At 54.4% G+C, this 16,496-nt stretch carries 16 protein-coding genes and 1 riboswitch; of the genes, 12 read left to right on the forward strand and 4 right to left on the reverse strand.

Features of this window, described 5'->3' with window-relative positions; all coding sequences use genetic code 11:
- Positions 1–80: 80 nt before the first annotated feature.
- Together folE2 and metZ are read right to left on the reverse strand one after the other, a co-directional pair.
- Positions 81–1,184 carry a GTP cyclohydrolase FolE2 gene (folE2, locus tag ALB80_RS03340; RefSeq protein WP_050603001.1) on the reverse strand — a complete coding sequence of 368 codons (1,104 nt, stop codon included), beginning with the start codon at positions 1,182–1,184 and terminating at the stop codon, positions 81–83.
- 252 nt (positions 1,185–1,436) lie between these two features.
- Positions 1,437–2,627, reverse strand: a complete 1,191-nt coding sequence (metZ, locus tag ALB80_RS03345) for an O-succinylhomoserine sulfhydrylase (RefSeq protein ID WP_050602622.1) — start codon at positions 2,625–2,627, stop codon at positions 1,437–1,439.
- 61 nt (positions 2,628–2,688) lie between these two features.
- Positions 2,689–2,766, reverse strand: a riboswitch (SAM riboswitch).
- Positions 2,767–2,903: 137 nt separating this feature from the next.
- On the opposite strand from metZ, the gene ALB80_RS22580 reads away from it, so the two are divergent.
- Positions 2,904–3,128 carry a hypothetical protein gene (locus tag ALB80_RS22580; RefSeq protein ID WP_253276806.1) on the forward strand — a complete coding sequence of 75 codons (225 nt, stop codon included), beginning with the start codon at positions 2,904–2,906 and terminating at the stop codon, positions 3,126–3,128.
- Between the two features lie 709 nt (positions 3,129–3,837).
- The gene (locus ALB80_RS03350; RefSeq protein WP_050602623.1) at positions 3,838–4,527 is read left to right on the forward strand and encodes a glutathione S-transferase N-terminal domain-containing protein; all 690 of its coding nucleotides are present in this window, start codon (positions 3,838–3,840) and stop codon (positions 4,525–4,527) included.
- 1,070 nt (positions 4,528–5,597) lie between these two features.
- Here ALB80_RS03350 and ALB80_RS03360 read toward each other — a convergent pair.
- A complete protein-coding gene (locus ALB80_RS03360) occupies positions 5,598–6,626 on the reverse strand; it encodes a VOC family protein (RefSeq protein WP_050602625.1) in 1,029 nt (342 codons plus the stop codon).
- Between the two features lie 85 nt (positions 6,627–6,711).
- Entirely contained in the window at positions 6,712–7,086 is a 375-nt protein-coding gene (locus ALB80_RS03365) for an OB-fold nucleic acid binding domain-containing protein (RefSeq protein WP_050602626.1), read from the reverse strand.
- Positions 7,087–7,213: 127 nt separating this feature from the next.
- Here ALB80_RS03365 and ALB80_RS03370 point away from each other — a divergent pair, with 127 nt between their 5' ends.
- From ALB80_RS03370 to ALB80_RS03410, 10 genes are all read left to right on the forward strand, one after another.
- Positions 7,214–7,537, forward strand: coding sequence for a 2Fe-2S iron-sulfur cluster-binding protein (locus ALB80_RS03370; protein ID WP_050602627.1), 324 nt, complete (start codon positions 7,214–7,216; stop codon positions 7,535–7,537).
- Positions 7,537–8,298 carry a VCBS repeat-containing protein gene (locus ALB80_RS03375; RefSeq protein WP_050602628.1) on the forward strand — a complete coding sequence of 254 codons (762 nt, stop codon included), beginning with the start codon at positions 7,537–7,539 and terminating at the stop codon, positions 8,296–8,298. Before ALB80_RS03370 ends, ALB80_RS03375 begins: the two co-directional genes overlap by 1 nt.
- A 112-nt stretch (positions 8,299–8,410) precedes the next feature.
- Positions 8,411–8,644, forward strand: a complete 234-nt coding sequence (locus ALB80_RS22115) for a hypothetical protein (RefSeq protein WP_157054136.1) — start codon at positions 8,411–8,413, stop codon at positions 8,642–8,644.
- A 70-nt stretch (positions 8,645–8,714) separates the two neighbouring features.
- A complete protein-coding gene (locus tag ALB80_RS03380) occupies positions 8,715–9,746 on the forward strand; it encodes a LacI family DNA-binding transcriptional regulator (protein ID WP_050602629.1) in 1,032 nt (343 codons plus the stop codon).
- 116 nt (positions 9,747–9,862) lie between these two features.
- The gene (locus tag ALB80_RS03385; RefSeq protein ID WP_050602630.1) at positions 9,863–11,155 is read left to right on the forward strand and encodes a sugar ABC transporter substrate-binding protein; all 1,293 of its coding nucleotides are present in this window, start codon (positions 9,863–9,865) and stop codon (positions 11,153–11,155) included.
- Between the two features lie 173 nt (positions 11,156–11,328).
- Positions 11,329–12,267, forward strand: a complete 939-nt coding sequence (locus ALB80_RS03390; protein WP_050602631.1) for a carbohydrate ABC transporter permease — start codon at positions 11,329–11,331, stop codon at positions 12,265–12,267.
- A 7-nt stretch (positions 12,268–12,274) separates the two neighbouring features.
- Positions 12,275–13,108, forward strand: a complete 834-nt coding sequence (locus ALB80_RS03395) for a carbohydrate ABC transporter permease (RefSeq protein WP_050602632.1) — start codon at positions 12,275–12,277, stop codon at positions 13,106–13,108.
- Between the two features lie 9 nt (positions 13,109–13,117).
- Entirely contained in the window at positions 13,118–14,122 is a 1,005-nt protein-coding gene (locus ALB80_RS03400) for an ABC transporter ATP-binding protein (protein ID WP_050602633.1), read from the forward strand.
- The gene (locus ALB80_RS03405; protein ID WP_157054147.1) at positions 14,122–14,892 is read left to right on the forward strand and encodes an L-iditol 2-dehydrogenase; all 771 of its coding nucleotides are present in this window, start codon (positions 14,122–14,124) and stop codon (positions 14,890–14,892) included. Before ALB80_RS03400 ends, ALB80_RS03405 begins: the two co-directional genes overlap by 1 nt.
- Positions 14,880–16,373 carry a mannitol dehydrogenase family protein gene (locus tag ALB80_RS03410; RefSeq protein ID WP_050602635.1) on the forward strand — a complete coding sequence of 498 codons (1,494 nt, stop codon included), beginning with the start codon at positions 14,880–14,882 and terminating at the stop codon, positions 16,371–16,373. The genes ALB80_RS03405 and ALB80_RS03410 overlap by 13 nt, the downstream gene beginning before the upstream one ends.
- Positions 16,374–16,496: the final 123 nt, after the last annotated feature.

Raw genomic sequence — 16,496 nt, forward strand, 5'->3', positions numbered from 1 at the left:
AGCATTTTTGCTGCATTGCGGCGAAAGAACGCTGATCGATGCAATCCCTGATTAAATTCTAACCGCTTACGTGGGGGAACTCATCCAACATGAAACAGGGTTGTGAACAATCGAGGGTCAAGGCTGGGCGTTTCAAATGTTGGGCCCTCGGTCAGAATCGACACGGCGTCATGGCTGTGCAAACTCTCCTGGTGGCTGGCAACGACACGGAAATCGCCCACGTGGTGATCCGCCAACAGCTCGGCACAGAACAGGCGCGCGGCGTCTTCGACGAAAATCGGGTTGGCGGCGTTCAGCTCGGCAAATGCCTGTTCGTCTTCGCGTTTGACCATGACCTGCGTTTCGGTCGGAACGGCCCGACGACATAGCGCAATCAGGTCTTCAAACCACAGGCAATCAGCATCGCAATCCACCACAACCGAAATACGCGCCACCGAGCGCTGTGAATGCGGCGTTGCAAGTTGCCCGCGCATAGAACGGGCGTGTTCGCTTAGTTCCAGCGAGCATGGACAGGTCGAGGAGTACACATAATCCAGATGCATGATCTTCTGACGCACACCGTTTTGTTCGACCAGTTCCAACGCAATGTCGTAGTACTGATAGCCCTCCAGACCCGAGCGCAGGCTCTTTACCTTGTCCGGATAGGAAAACCGCATCTGAATGCGGGCATCAAAGCTGTCCAGATCGGTCATGTAGTCGTCAAGCGCTGCTTCCATAACCTCGAAGCTGAAGGTGCGTTCCGCATGTTTGTAGAAAGACCGCATGATCCGGGACATGTTGATGCCCTTCTTCTCGGCCTCCAGACTGACGGTACCTGTGATCGATGTCTCAAGCGACAGATCATCACCCTCTTTCCGGTGAAAACGGATCGGCAGGCGGAAATTCGAAATGCCCACATGCTGGATTTGCTGCTTGGCCCCGCGGATCAGGCTGGATGGACCATTCTGCAAGTCCGGCAACGACGCCCGATAAGCGGCATCTACTGCGAAATCCTCTGGATACTCGCGCGAGAGCGAAGGATAATTCACCGCATCCAACCCCGGCACCAGACGCGCGATCGCCGGATCCAATTGGCTGATCTCGGACGCAGACGCCGTTTTTGCCCACTGCCGCAGCACTTTCAGGGCCTCGGCAGCCTTTTCGCGGTCAGGTGTCTCATCAATGTCGCGCGGGTGAACGTTCATCGGATGCGGTTCCTCGATTGATCGTCGGACTATATACGACTGAAGTTCCTTTTCCAGTCTATCCCGATACGTTTGCAATAGCAGTCCGGATCGAAAAAAGCGGCGCCAAACCGTCAATTTGCAACAGTTTGCGCCCTTTTTTGGTTCTATCAGCGGGATGCGGCCCAAGAAGCAACCCATTCGGATAGATTTTCAAGCGGCACTCCGATGTCAGGTAACAGCCCGACAAAAAGGTGCGCGCGCTAATACGGGTTATTTCTGTGAGACTTCCAAAGCCTGCTGAATATCGGCCAACAGGTCATTGACGTCTTCCAGACCAACAGAAAAACGAACCAGTCCTGGCGCAATGCCCAACTCGCCTTTCTGCTCATCGCTCAGACGTTGGTGCGTCGTTGTGGCCGGGTGCGTTGCGATGGATTTGGCATCGCCCAAATTGTTGGAAATCACAGGGATTGTCATCGCGTTCAAAAAGGCAAAGGCCGCGTCCTTGCCGCCTTTGATGTCCAGCGACAGAACCGTGCCGCCCTTGCCGCCAAGCTGCGTCCGCACCAATGCATTCTGTGCATGGGTTTTCAGGCCGGGATACAGGGTACGCTCCAGCGCTGGGTTCCCTTCCAGGGCCTCAGCGATCTTTTGCGCGCTTTCAGCCTGCGCATTTACGCGCAGAGCCATGGTTTCCAGACCTTTCAGCATGACCCAGGCGTTGAACGGGCTAAGCGCACCACCGGTATGCTTCAGGTACGGCTCGACCGTACCGCGGATGAAATCCCGGGTGCCGATGATCACTCCGCCCAGCGCGCGGCCCTGACCGTCAATGTGTTTGGTCGCCGAATAGATGACAACATCTGCACCCTGTTCGATCGCGCGCGAAAAGACTGGTGTCGAGAAGACGTTGTCCACCACGACAAGGGCGCCAACGGCATGGGCCAGCTTTGCCACCGACGCGATATCGATCACTTCCAGTGTCGGGTTCGACATGGATTCGAAGAACACCGCCTTGGTGTTGGGCCGGATCGCTGCTTTCCATTGCTCAAGATCAGTACCGTCAACAAAGGTCACATCAACGCCAAATCGGGTCAGGATGTTTTCGACAATGTACAGGCAGGACCCAAACAAGGCTTTGGCGGACACAATATGGTCGCCAGCTTTCAGCATTGAGGTCAACGCACCGTTGACAGCCGCCATGCCCGATGCCGTCGCAAAGGCGTCTTCGGCCCCTTCCAGCGCCGCGATGCGCTGTTCGAACATCGACACGGTGGGGTTGCCATAACGGGCATAGATGAACTCATCGGGGCCGCATTCCAGAAACCGGGCCTCGGCCTGTTCAGCATTTTCGTAAACGAAGCCCTGCGTCAGGAAAATCGCCTCGCTCACCTCGTTATACTGACTGCGGCGGATGCCGCCATGGACGGCTTGGGTGCGTTTGTTCCAGTTCTCGCTCATCTCTTTCCTTTCAGCCTCCGGCGGAGGCAAACAAAAAACCCCAGACGCGGCCAAGCGAAAGGGGTCTTTCATCCTGACCTTTTAGCGGTGTTGTTTAGCGTGGCCCGCAATCCGGTAACAAATCGCCACGTGGTCTGTGATGTTGCCCTTACGCCGCACTCGCAAATTCGTCAACCCCGGCAGGCGCATCGTCACGGTTCTGTAACCAAGCATTCACCAAAACGTCATAGCGTTATGACAGATCGGTACCACAACATCTTGTGTGAGGCAGAGCCAATGCCAATTATCAGGATCAATGCTGTAGACGATCAGGCCCATCTGTACGGTAGGTCCCGTCCCGTGATGGAGGTTCTGCGACGAGCCAGCGGTACAGACGGCCCGGTTGTCATCATGACCCACGGCTACAAATACCGACCCGACGATGTGAACGCCTGCCCTCACCGGCATATTCTGTCTTTGCAACCCGGGGCCGCACCCTGGTACAGCCCAAGCTGGCCGTAACAACTGGGCTTTGGGGCCGGGTTCGAAGACGAAGGTCTGGCCATCGCGTTCGGGTGGCACATCGCCGTGCCATTGAGGCCGGGCACGTACTGGCTGAAACCATAACCGAACTGCACCGCCTGAACCCAAGTCGCCCTATCCATTTCCTGGGCCACTCCATGGGTACGGAACCGGTGCTCGAGGCGAAGCAACACATTCCTCCCAAAGCGCTGAGCCGAATCATTTCGATAACCGGTGCTTCGTATCACAGCCGAACCATTTAGGCCCTGGCCACCGCTGCGGGGCAACACGTCGAATTCATCAATGTCATAAGCCGCGAGAACGACCTGTTCGACGCGTTATACGAGTTGCTGATTCAACCACCCCAAAAAGGGGATCGCAGCATTGGCGATGGTCTTGAAGCGGCAAACGCGGTCATCTTGCAGATCGATTGCCCGGCAACGCTGTATCATCTGTCCAAACTGATCTTTCCGATCACTGCTCCGGAACGCCGCGTATGCCATTGGTCCAGCTATACCCGCCCGGGTATTCTGCAGGTCTACAACGCCTTGTTACGAGATCCGAATGCCCTCAGCCTGACTTCATTGAGCGTTGGTGTCCCACCCCGTCCCCATCGCCGCTGGTCACGGCTTTTTGCTCTTCCTCGGCCTCAAGCCCTCTTGCCGTTTGCCCAGAAAGCCTCATGATCTCTGCAACCTGAGGAGATACCATGATCGACCTGTATTTCTGGCCCACGCCAAACGGCTGGAAAGTTTCCATCGCACTGGAAGAGATGGAACTGCCTTACACCACTCACCTGATCAATATCGGCAAGGGCGATCAATTCGACCCAGAGTTTCTGAAGATCGCCCCCAACAACCGGATGCCTGCCATCGTCGATCCCGATGGTCCTGATGGTGCGCCCGTTTCCGTGTTCGAAAGCGGTGCGATCCTGATGTATCTGGCCCGCAAGACCGGGCGGTTTTATGGCAAGACCGAACGTGAACGGATTGCGGTCGAGGAATGGCTGATGTGGCAGATGGGCGGCGTCGGCCCCATGGCCGGTCAGGCGCATCACTTTCTTAAATATGCCCCTCAGCTGGACCCACCACAGGACCTGCCTTATGCCAAGGACCGCTACCGCACCGAGGTCGCCCGTCTATACGGCGTGTTGGATCGCCGATTGGCTGAGAACGAGTACGTCGCGGGCGATTTTTACTCCATCGCCGACATGTCCATCTGGGGCTGGGCCAGCCTGTGGGAAGGGCAGCAGCATGTACTTGAAAACACGCCTCATTTCGCCCGCTGGCTTGAAACCGTCAGCGCCCGCCCCGGCGTCCAGGCTGGCCGTGCATTGCACGCTGACCTGCGTGGGGATCACCGGGACAAGCAATCGCAAGGGGTTTTGTTCAAGCGTTGAATGCGAGTAGAAATCGGCAACGATCCGTGTGAAATGAACGTGCCAACCGCAGGCTTTGATACAGCGCTTCAGGACAGAAGTACTTTTGCACACTTACGCGCCATCGTGTGATGGGACATCGCCGACACGCACGAAGATATTTACATGGCCTCATGTTCTGAACGCAGGCGCATTCCCCGAAAAGCCATATTGGCCTGCATCGGCCCTGATGCTTTCATAACCACGCCATAGCAGATTTGATCCTGCTCTACAGCGAAACTTCCCTACCTTAGAACACGATGAAGCCCATTCAAGGCTTTGAGCGCGGCGCAGTTTGTCAACGAAACTGGAATTCAGGCTCCGCAGGAAAGCGCATCGGTTTGCCTGTCCAATGTCCGCTGCGCAACTTTGTTTTGTTCCTGCCGTCAACACGCATCCCGGTCGTCAAGACAAGTGCTGATTGTTTTGACGTTGTCTTCCGCACCGGGTCGACTGATGTGCTGGTGGCATCGAAGGGGAAACTATCCGGCAGTCTGGAGCGCCTCGAACAGAAATTCGGAACCCCACGCTGTTTCCCGTCCGTGTCCCCTATCGACCGTGAAAATTCCGTGCCCTTCAGATGCTGCAACTCTGAACGGTATTCTTCAGCGACCCCAAGGTGTTTACACTCGAAGACGTATGCGCTTAACGCCTCTTCGATCATTCTGGCGGTGTGTATACACCCCTTTGACCGCGTGAGTTTTACGAGTTCAGCAAGGCTGTTACGGAGGTGGTTTTCCTCTAGATCGGTGGTTTCATCGAGCGATTTATGTTGTGTTACGTTAGTCATCCTGACTGACTCTGAGAAGATGTTGAGTATTGCATGATCGAACCTAATCCCGGACACAGGCCGACGCGCAAAGACGCATTCAGATACCTGCCCTACTTCTGAGAGTCGACCAATGGACGCCAGATTGGCGGAAAAGCGCTTTAAGCACTTAGGTGGGTTAAAAATGAGTATTTCTTCCTGCCTGAACGGAAATTTTCGCATGGGTGCAAGCGATTGAAAATCAACTGATCCATCGCCGGTCCCCTTTCAACTTCGAAGGGGATCACCAGCCGCCGAAAACCGACCCGAGTATCACCCAAGAACTCAGAACTATCCATGTTCCGGTGATCAGCCAAAACATCAAAGGTCGAGTCGCGCGGTCAATTGGTTCAACAAAGTCGGCGCGCCCGGATTTTAGCGCCAGACATGCCCAGATCAAAAACAGGACACCCCAGAACACCTGTAAATCCATGATCACGGCCAGCCAGACACAAGCCAATGCGACCAGCGACTTCCAGGCTATTCCATCGGTCGTATTTCTTTCGGTCACATGCGGGGTTTCACCGACCGCAGCGGCATTCTGACCCGCATTCTGGATCATGAAATGAGCCCCTTGCCGGTCTGACACCAAAACGCGCCCCTCTGGCAAGCCATTGTGATGATGCCCATCCCGTGCCTCGATTTGCCGAAGGGTATCGCCAACCGACCTGACACCAAAACACGGCATCCAATAGCGAAACTTTCCACGGATGGCCTCGGGCACCTCTTCGGCCTGTGCGATAACTGCTCCGTTGGGATGGCGTATTTCATAGCATGGCCATGGGCTTACTGAGCTTTTCTCAAAGCGCCACCCAAACAGGTCCGCATAAAACGGTGCGATCAGCATGATGTCAGGAACGTGGTGGAATCGGCTTATGACCTTGCCAGCACCCGGCGCTCCGGTCTGGATGTCCGGCCCTTCATACATCGTAAAGCCTGCGCCAGATGGATCCCGAACCAGCGCGATACGCGCTGCGTCGCCGAAGGGTTGAGGTTCTACCTCGATGATGACGCCCTCATGTGTCCGGGCGCTTTCAACTTTCGCGTCCAGATCATCGACATGGACATAAGACACCCAAAAAGACGGCATGTTCATTTTCGCCAAGCGATCCGGCATCGGGAAAACCGCCGCGACTTCCTGCCCGCCGATGGTGGCAAAGTCATAGGTATCTTCTTTGTCAAATGACCAATCGAATAACTCGGCATAGTCCGCTCTGGCAGCACGCATGTCGTAGGTGGACAGGTCCGTCCACAGAAAATGTCCGTTTGCCATCGCACCCTCTTATCCGCTTCGATACCTGTCCGGGCTATGACCAACAAAGCGCCCTGTCCAGAGGCCTGACTATACGCAGATTGCTTTAATGCCCCTCACCCCGCACCAGCACATCCAGCATGCCCGAGATATCTTCGATCTCTTCCGCAATCACATGAGTCACCGAATGCGCCCGCTGCATCCGGCCCGTCACCTTCAGCAACCGCCCTGAAATCACCGCGCGGCGGAATTGCTCGTAAATTTTGCGCCACACCACCACATTCACGATCCCGGTCTCATCCTCGAGCGTCAGAAAGATCACCCCCTTGGCCGTCCCCGGCCTCTGCCGCAGGATAACCAGCCCGGCCACGGCCACGCGCGCGCCTTCGGGCGGTGCAGTCAACTGGTTTGACGGCAAACAAGATGGCGGACGTGGCCAGTTCTGGTTGGAAACCACAGGATGAAAAGAGGTAACAAGCATGAGAACAAAAATAGAACAAACGCCAAGAAAGTCCAGACACGGCCTCAGGAGTCGCAAATGAGGCTGGAAAGACCTAAATGCCTTGACTAAGGAAGAATTCGAACATCGCAAAAGGAAGACGCACGCAATGGCAAAGATCACCTATGTCGAGCACGGCGGTACCGAACACACTGTCGAGGTCGCCAACGGACTGACCGTCATGGAAGGGGCCCGTGACAACAACATTCCCGGCATCGAGGCCGATTGCGGCGGCGCCTGCGCCTGCTCGACCTGCCATGTCTATATCCACGCCGACTGGGTCGAGAAGATCCCGGCCAAGGATGACATGGAAGAAGACATGCTGGACTTTGCCTATGAGCCCGACCCGGCCCGCTCGCGCTTGACCTGCCAGATTAAGGTCACCGACGCGCTGGACGGTCTGGTCGTGCAGATGCCGGAAAAACAGATCTGATGATCTCCAAAGCGCCGCGCCTGTCCGCCCGCCTGTGGCGAACCCGGGCACGCGGCGCACTGACAGCTCTGTGCCTTTGGGCATCGGCCTTTGGCACAGCAACAGCTGCCGATCAAATTAAAGCGGCCAAATTTACAGAACCAACCACACGCTATGCGCATGGGGTCTTGGGCGACAATGTTGAATATGGTGCATTGGAACTCCGTGTTCAAAATACCGATTCAAACCTAAAGACCGTAACCATTCGCCTATCCGAAGATCGCGTTTTTGAAGATCTCGCACCACGGCTTTTGGACATTGGTGCGGACGGCACGCCCGAGGCGATTGTCGTCGAATCTCAGGACCAACTTGGCGCACAGCTCTCCATCTACGACGCAAGCGGCAAGAAAGTCGCCGCCACGCCCCATATCGGTACCCGTTTCCGCTGGCTCGCCCCAATCGGCGCCGCCGATCTGGATGGCGATGGCCATGTCGAAATCGCTTACATCGACCGTCCGCACCTCGCCAAAACACTGCGCATCTGGCGCTTCAAAGACGGCGGCCTGACCGAAATCGCTGCTCTGCCCGGTTTGACCAATCACAAGATCGGTGAGGACTTCATTTCCGGCGGGCTACGCATATGCGACGACCATCCCGAACTGATCGTCGCCAGCGCGGACTGGGCACGGATCATTAGTGTTTCCTATAAGGATGGCTGGCACGTGACCGACCTTGGCCCGCTCAAACGTCGGGATAACCTCTCATCAGCCCTGAATTGCTGATCCGCTCTTCATCTGGCCCAAAATATCCTGGGGGTGAGGCCGCAAGGCCGAGGGGGCAGCGCCCTTTGCCCGTTCGAAAGTAGCACTTTTAAATGTGGTCAAGAAGTGATCAATGCTGATTGCGGTCTTTCTGAAACATTGCCTCAAGCGCGAACGTCAAAACCTGACCCAAAGCTGTGGTTCTCAATCGATTAGCGATGCGGCGCATGCACCCTGCATCGCCGCCAATCCAAAAATGTTAAGGTTAGCATCTCCACCACAGTGGCATGTCGCTCAAGTTTGTAATAAGTGGAATTTCTACGTCGCCGACGGAGCACAAAGCGACCAAATCCGGGTAATCCCTTGACGTGACGCGGGGGCACTTCGTAAAACATTTAAGTTACCGCGCGCCATCTTTTTCGTCATCAGGTGTAAAAATGAGATACTCGAAAATTCGCAATATGGAAGAATTTGCTGCAGTAAGCGGCATCTCGCGGCCTACTGTGTCGAAGTATTTCAATGATCCCGGCAGTGTGCGCGCTTCTACACGTGCAAGGATCGAGGCCTCGTTGAAGAAGTACGATTACCAGCCTAACGTCTTTGCAATGAATCAAAACCGGCGCACGACAAAGAACATCGGCATTGTGGTCCCGAACCTTGCAGACCCATTTTTCTCCGAGATCGCCAGGCGGGTCGAACTTGCGTGTATAGACGCTGGCTACAGCCCAATTTTGGCAAGTTCTCATGGTAGCCCCGAGATGGAACGAGAAAACTTGCTGTCTTTGCGGTCCTTGAAGCCAGCTGGTGTGTTGCTTGCCCCCTTTGGCCGGATGTCCGACGAGGACGCGGTTAAAGACATCAGCCATGATTTCCCCTTAGTTCTTTTTGACGCGAATATAGGCGACGTCGGTCAGGCATTTGTTGGGACGGACAATGCGCAAAGTGTGGATATGATGGTTGAGTATCTGTGTCGCAGTGGCGAGCCGCCCTGCTTTTTTGAAATGAAATCCCCCTCGAATCCAAACGCCAACAAGCGCCGTCAGGCTTATCTCGACAGCATGCAAAGGCACGGACGTGAACCGTCTATTTTTCAGGCTGATGGTGAGGGTTGGCATTTCGAGGAAATCGGGAAAACCGAAGGCGGTCGGCTGCTATCTTCCAAAGCATTCAGCACCAACACTGTGTTATGCAGCAATGACCGTTTGGCAATTGGCATGCTGTCCGCAGCTTACGGCCTTGGGCTACGCGTGGGTCACACTGAGGGTTGCGACATAAGGGTGGCTGGCCATGACGACCACCCCTTCTCCAAATTCACCTGTCCTCCGTTGACCACAATCGCGCAGGACTATGAAGCCATCGCGAATCGTGCATTCAACGATCTTTTCGAGATGCTTGAGCAAGGTGAGCGCCTTTCAGAACGTACGGAAACCACCTTTGAGGGACGATTAGTCATGAGGGATTCCGCCTAAGCAATTTATTAAAATAAATAAATTACCTAAATATTTACGCGCGCAAATTTTTAATTGACTTCGCGTTGCGACACCCGGTATCGTCCTGTTTATCACCCAAGGAGGAGGAAATTGGGATGTCCATCAAGAAAGCACTACTCTCTGCCACGGCGGTGTCACTTTTTGCAGTCAGCGGCGCACTTGCCGACGGTCACGCCAAAGAACTGACAATCGCGATCGTGAACAACGGTCACATGATCAACATGCAGAAAGTTGCAGAAGCCTACACAGAAGAAACCGGTGTAAAACTCAATTGGGTTTCTCTCGAAGAAGGCGTTCTGCGTGAGCAAGTCACGTCCGATACCGCAACCGGAGGCGGTCAGTACGATGTCATTAACATCGGCATGCAGGAAGCGCCCATCTGGGGTGCAGCTGGTTGGATCGAGGCCCTGGACTTCGGTGCCGATTATGACGCTGACGACATCCTGCCCGCAATTCGCGCTGGTCTGTCCCACGAGGGCACTATGTATGCGGCACCGTTCTACGGCGAAAGCTCCATGGTTATGTATCGTAAAGACCTGACCGACGCTGCAGGTGTAACCATCGCTGACAACGACAGCTGGGACAATATCAAAGCGGCGGCGGCAGCAATGCATGACCCTGACAACGGCATTTACGGTGCGTGTCTGCGCGGCAAGCCGGGTTGGGGCGACAATATGGCCTTCGTCACCACTATGGTAAATTCTTTCGGTGGTGCCTGGTTCGACGCGGATTTCAAACCGACCATCGATTCAGACGAATGGAAAGCAGCAATCAACTTCTACGTTGACCTCTTGGGCAACTATGGCCCTCCTGGATCGGAAGGAAACTCCTTCAACGAAATCCTCGCTCTCTACAACGAAGGCAAGTGCGGCATGTGGATCGACGCTACGATCGCAGCTTCCTTCTTGACCGTTGACGGTGTTGAATACGCGCAGTCGCCAAACGCTGGTAACCCAGTTGGCGCGAACTGGCTGTGGGCGTGGGCAATGGCTGTTCCTGCCGGAACACCTAATGCGGAAGAAGCAAAAGCCTTCATCGAGTGGGCTACTTCCAAAGATTATGTGCAGGCCGTTGGGAACCACCCTGAGTTCGGCTGGGCGAAAGTCCCTACTGGTCAGCGTGCATCAACGTACGCTCTGCCCGAATTCCAAGCTGTTGCAGGTTTCGCGGCAGCTGAGATGGCAGCGATTGAGTCAGCCGCGCCTGAAGCGACAGACCTGAAACCATACGTTGGTGTTCAGTTCGCAGCGATACCTGAGTTCCCAGAGGTGGGTTCCGCTGTTGCGCAGGAAATCGCGGCTGCTCTGTCTGGCGCCAAATCTGTCGATGACGCTTTGGCGGCTTCACAGGCTGCTGCTGCATCCATCATGGAAGAAGCAGGCTACTAAGCTACGACTTTGAATAACATGGATGGTCCGGTTCATCCGGGCCCTCTCCAATACTATTCGCGCTGAGAGACCAGCGGTTTACAGAAGTCCTGTTCTCCAGCAACCTGACCACCGATCACTTACGAAATTATTGATATCATTGCGAGCAATTTGCTTCGCGGGGGTCCTTAGCCATGTCTAATAGAAAACTTCCACGCATGCTTCAATCACCAGCGGTCATCTTACTGCTGATCTGGATGCTAGTGCCGTTGTCGATGACGCTCTACTTCTCGTTTATCCGCTACGTCTTGAACAACCTGCGTCGACCTGAGTGGACAACTCCATCTATAAGCAACTGGCGCGGTTTAGGTAACTACGAGTTTGTTTTGAAGTCCAAGGACTTCCTGTTCGCAATCCAGAATAGCCTTCTCATTGTATGCAGCATTCTCTTCCTGACCGTTGTTCTGGGAGTATTGATTGCCGTGTTGATCAACAAGTCCTTCCCAGGCCAGGGAATCGTTCGCGTGTTGCTGATTTCGCCCTTCTTTGTGATGCCCGCCGTGAACGCGGTGTTGTGGATCAACATGATCCTTGACCCTGTTCTGGGCCTGCAGGGCATCGCGGTCGCAGGAATAAACGAGACGGTTGCCGGGCTTCGAAACACACCGTTGATCGGAGGATTCTTCTCCTTATGGCCGGAGTTTAATCCAATTTCTTTCCGCGCCACACAGACATCCGCCTACGCTGTGATCATGATGGTCACGTGGCAATGGACTCCATTTGCGGTTCTAATCTTTATGACGTCGTTACAGTCAGAGGATCAGCAGCAAAAAGAGGCGGCAATTCTGGATGGGGCCAGCGCGTGGTCGCAGTTCCGCTTTCTGACTCTGCCTCACCTTGGTCGGCCTATCGCGATCGTAGTGATGATCCAAGCGATCTTCCATCTCTCACTCTATGCCGAGATTGAGATTGTCAGCCGGGGCAACGGCAACAAAAACCTGCCTTACTTGATCGGCGAATTCGCCAACAACAACATCGGCGCGGCCTCTGCTACGGGGATATTCGCCGTAATCCTTGCCAACATCGTTGCGATCTTCTTGCTGCGGATGGTCGGCAAGACATTGATGGAGTAACAGACCTATGGCCATTGTTGCACAATCCTCGAAATACGGAGATATCGGCCGCGCTATATTGGCTTGGGCAGTGGGACTTCTGTTCTTCTTTCCAATCTTCTGGCTGGTTCTGACGAGCTTCAAGACGGACGCTGATGCGGTGAAACCTGAGTTCCTATTCTTCTTCACACCTACGTTGGAGAATTACCTAAACATGACCGAAAACTACGACTACTGGCGCTTCGCGACCAATTCGGTCATCACTTCTGTCTTCGCCACGGTTTTCGCACTCGCAGTGGGTATTCCATGCGCCTACGCCATGGCATTCAAGCCGACACGCGCGACCAAGGACGTATTGATGTGGATGCTCTCCACGAAAATGCTGCCTGCAGCGGCGGTGTTGTACCCGATGACCTTTCTGACAAAGAGTCTTGGTCTGTTTGACACCCATTTTATGGTCATTGTGGTGTTGATGTTGATCAACCTGCCCATCGTGATTTGGATGCTTTTCACCTACTTTAAGGAGATCCCGAAAGAGATTATCGAAGCGGGGCAGATGGATGGCGTGAATACCTGGGGAGAGATCCGAGAAATCCTCATTCCGCTGGCCTGGGGCGGCATCGCCTCAACCGCGCTATTGTGCTTTATCTTCTGTTGGAACGAGGCCTATTGGACCGTCCGGCTCACAACTACCGAGGCGGCAACACTCTCCAAGCTCATCGAAGGTAACCGTGCGCCGGAAGGTCTGTTCTTTGGGCGTCTCTCCGCTGTCTCTGCTGCTGCAGTCGGCCCCATCATTGTGTTGGGCTGGTTCTGTCAAAAACAATTGGTCCAAGGTCTCACCTTTGGCGCCGTGAAATAGGAAAAGATCATGGGACGTATTGTACTTGAAAACGTAACCAAAAGCTTTGGCTCGACAGAAGTCATCCCGCCGTTGAACTTAACTATCGAAGACGGCGAGTTCGCTGTGTTTGTCGGACCATCAGGCTGCGGTAAATCCACCCTATTGCGTGTAATCGCGGGTTTAGAGGACGCAACGTCTGGTAAAGTGCTCATCGATGATGAGGACGTGACAGAGATCTCCCCTTCCAAACGCGGACTTGCCATGGTGTTCCAGACCTATGCGCTTTATCCGCACATGAGCGTTCGCAAAAATATTGCTTTTCCAATGCGGATGGCAGGCATGAGCGAGGAGGAGCAAGAAAAACGCATAACAGCGGCGGCAAATTCGTTGAACCTGACCGACTATTTGGACCGTAAACCAGGCCAATTGTCCGGTGGTCAACGTCAGCGTGTAGCCATTGGCCGTGCCATTGTCCGTGACCCATCTGCGTTCCTTTTCGACGAACCTTTATCGAACCTTGATGCAGCTTTGCGGGTCGGAATGCGGCTCGAGATCACCGAAATGCATGAACGTATGAAGACTACGATGATCTATGTGACCCACGATCAGGTTGAAGCCATGACGATGGCCAACAAGATAGTCGTGTTGCAAGCCGGTGTAATCGAACAGGTCGGCTCTCCGCTGGAACTTTACCACCGTCCGCGCAACAAGTTCGTGGCGGGCTTTATCGGCAGCCCTAAGATGAATCTGATTGAAGGTGCGTTGGCTGAGGAACATGCTGCCCATACCATTGGCATCCGCCCTGAGCATTTAAGCGTCTCGGACAAGGAAGGTTTGTGGCAGGGGACAGTCGGTGTTGCAGAGCACTTGGGATCTGACACATTCATCCACATACATGGCATTGAAGGTTGTGATCCTATGACCATGCGTGCCGCAGGTGATGTTTCGTTCAAACACGGTGATCGGGTCTACCTGACACCGGATGCAACGCAAATTCACAAGTTTGATGCGCAAGGTCTTAGGATCGAGTGATGCAACTGGCGCGAAAGACAGCTCTTATTACAGGAGCCGCCCGCGGAATCGGGCGGGCCATTGCAGCCGCTTATATCCGCGAAGGCGCTCAGGTTGCGGTTGCAGACATTGACGCGCGCAGCATCGCCTTAACGGCCAATGAACTCGGAGAACAGGCTTGGTCTCTGCCCATGGACGTAACCGATCAGGTCAGTATTGATGAAGGGGTAAATCGCACGATCGATCACTTTGGGCAGATCGATATCCTAATCAATAATGCGGCACTTTTCACGGCGGCACCCCTGGTTGAGATCAATCGCACAGATTATTCTCGCGTGTTTGATGTGAACGTCTCCGGCACACTCTTCATGACGCAGGCCGTTGCCCGCCACATGATCGCACGCGGTAAAGGCGGAAAAATCATAAACATGGCCTCTCAAGCAGGCCGGCGCGGAGAACCCCTTGTCGCCGTTTACTGCGCCACCAAAGCGGCAGTGATCAGCCTGACCCAATCTACCGGGCTAGACTTGATCAAGCACGGAATCAACGTCAATGCGATCTCCCCCGGTGTTGTGGACGGTGAACACTGGGACGTCGTTGATGCCTTCTTTGCCAAATATGAGAACAAAGAATTGGGTCAAAAAAAGCGGGAAGTTGGGGCCGCTGTCCCCTTTGGGCGCATGGGCACCCAAGAAGACCTCACAGGTATGGCCGTCTTTCTGGCAAGTCATGCTGCAAATTACATCGTTGCGCAGACCTATAACGTAGATGGTGGACAATGGATGAGCTAATCTCCCTTTCGAACGCGACACTTGATCAATTGACCGTCGAACACCCTCGGTATGACCGCACAACCCTGACACCCGGAATTGTTCACATCGGCGTTGGCAACTTTCATCGCGCTCATCAGGCCTGGTACCTACATCGCCTGATGCAAGCAAACCAAGCAAAGGACTGGGCCATTATCGGTGCTGGCGTACGTCCATATGACGCAGCCATGCGTGAGAAGTTGCTTGCTCAGGATTGTTTGACCACCCTGATTGAACTTGATCCAAAAATTGTCTCTGCCGAGGTCATCGGCTCAATGATCGATTATCTGCCAATCGAAGAAAGCAATGCGACGCTTATTTCTCAAATGGCGGAACCCGCAATACGTATCGTTGCAATGACAGTGACTGAAAGCGGCTACTACATCGATCCGGTCACTAAGGAATTTGATGCCGCACACGCCGATCTGCAACACGACGCGGCTAATCCCGACAGGCCGATCACCGCCTTCGGCGCAATTGTCGCCGCTCTACGCCTGCGCCATGCCGCCGGTCATGGGCCGTTCACCTGTCTCAGCTGTGACAACCTGCAAGGGAACGGGGACATCCTACGCCAAACCGTCGTGTCCTTAGCGCGCCTATCCGATGCAGATCTGGCTGATTGGATTGACACCGAAGTGACGTTCCCAAACTCCATGGTTGACTGTATTGCACCTTCCAATGGGCCCAAAGAGCTGGCGCTTGCCGCGGATTTTGGCATCATCGACAATGCGTTGGTCACGCACGAAGCCTTTCGCCAATGGGTCATTGAGGATAAGTTTTGCGTAGGGCGGCCGAATTGGGAAAAAGTGGGCGCGACCTTCTCGGACAATGTTCATTCATTTGAGACTATGAAAATCCGAATCCTGAACGCTGGTCATCAGGTCATTGCAAATGTCGGTGAAATACTGGGGATCGAAACGATTGCAGATTGTATGGCGCATTCCGAACTTGCAGCGTTTTTTGGCACAGTCCAACGCACAGAAATCGCACCTACAGTCGCCGCTGTGCCAGGCAAAACGCCCGCACAATATGTAGAGCTTGTCGAAGATCGCTTCTCGAACCCCCGAATTGTGGATACAACCCGCCGCGTAGCCTTCGACGGTTCTGCTCGCCACCCCGGTTTTGTCTTGCCCATCCTGCGCGATCAGCTTGCCGCTGGGCGCAGTGTTGAAGGATTGGCGCTGGTCGAGGCTCTCTGGGCACGTATGTGTTTCGGTACGCGGGAAGATGCGAGTGTGATCGAAGCAAATGATCCCATCTGGAATGATCTTTGCAAAACGGCGAAAGCGGCGAAAGAACGTCCGATGGCGTGGCTAGAACTAAATCGGATTTACGGCGACTTGGCACAACCGAGTCCTTTCTCAGAGGCGTTTTGTAGATGGCTCCCGATGATCTGGGAGCAAGGTTGCGAATCGGCATTGAAGGCTTACGCCGTCCTTGTTCGAGAAGAATCCTGTGCCTGATATCATCTGCGCATCCGTAACTTGAACCTCTGGCTATTGGGGTAAATTAGATGTCCTAATCGACATGCTAAGCGTTGCAGAAGCCGGAATAATGACTATGAAGCCAGTCCACTCAAAGTCCTG

This window comes from Ruegeria sp. 6PALISEP08, from assembly GCF_001238295.1.
GTDB lineage: Bacteria > Pseudomonadota > Alphaproteobacteria > Rhodobacterales > Rhodobacteraceae > Ruegeria.

Excerpts from the sequence above, each read along its gene's own strand:
- ALB80_RS03400 (WP_050602633.1), top strand. The coding sequence starts at position 13,118 with ATGGGACGTATTGTACTTGAAAACGTAACCAAAAGCTTTGGCTCGACA.
- ALB80_RS22115 (WP_157054136.1), top strand. The coding sequence starts at position 8,411 with ATGCTGATTGCGGTCTTTCTGAAACATTGCCTCAAGCGCGAACGTCAA.
- metZ (WP_050602622.1), bottom strand. The coding sequence starts at position 2,627 with ATGAGCGAGAACTGGAACAAACGCACCCAAGCCGTCCATGGCGGCATC.
- ALB80_RS03365 (WP_050602626.1), bottom strand. The coding sequence starts at position 7,086 with ATGCTTGTTACCTCTTTTCATCCTGTGGTTTCCAACCAGAACTGGCCA.
- folE2 (WP_050603001.1), bottom strand. The coding sequence starts at position 1,184 with ATGAACGTTCACCCGCGCGACATTGATGAGACACCTGACCGCGAAAAG.
- ALB80_RS03410 (WP_050602635.1), top strand. The coding sequence starts at position 14,880 with ATGGATGAGCTAATCTCCCTTTCGAACGCGACACTTGATCAATTGACC.
- ALB80_RS22580 (WP_253276806.1), top strand. The coding sequence starts at position 2,904 with ATGCCAATTATCAGGATCAATGCTGTAGACGATCAGGCCCATCTGTAC.
- ALB80_RS03380 (WP_050602629.1), top strand. The coding sequence starts at position 8,715 with ATGAGATACTCGAAAATTCGCAATATGGAAGAATTTGCTGCAGTAAGC.
- ALB80_RS03405 (WP_157054147.1), top strand. The coding sequence starts at position 14,122 with ATGCAACTGGCGCGAAAGACAGCTCTTATTACAGGAGCCGCCCGCGGA.
- ALB80_RS03395 (WP_050602632.1), top strand. The coding sequence starts at position 12,275 with ATGGCCATTGTTGCACAATCCTCGAAATACGGAGATATCGGCCGCGCT.
- ALB80_RS03385 (WP_050602630.1), top strand. The coding sequence starts at position 9,863 with ATGTCCATCAAGAAAGCACTACTCTCTGCCACGGCGGTGTCACTTTTT.
- ALB80_RS03350 (WP_050602623.1), top strand. The coding sequence starts at position 3,838 with ATGATCGACCTGTATTTCTGGCCCACGCCAAACGGCTGGAAAGTTTCC.
- ALB80_RS03360 (WP_050602625.1), bottom strand. The coding sequence starts at position 6,626 with ATGGCAAACGGACATTTTCTGTGGACGGACCTGTCCACCTACGACATG.
- ALB80_RS03390 (WP_050602631.1), top strand. The coding sequence starts at position 11,329 with ATGTCTAATAGAAAACTTCCACGCATGCTTCAATCACCAGCGGTCATC.
- ALB80_RS03375 (WP_050602628.1), top strand. The coding sequence starts at position 7,537 with ATGATCTCCAAAGCGCCGCGCCTGTCCGCCCGCCTGTGGCGAACCCGG.
- ALB80_RS03370 (WP_050602627.1), top strand. The coding sequence starts at position 7,214 with ATGGCAAAGATCACCTATGTCGAGCACGGCGGTACCGAACACACTGTC.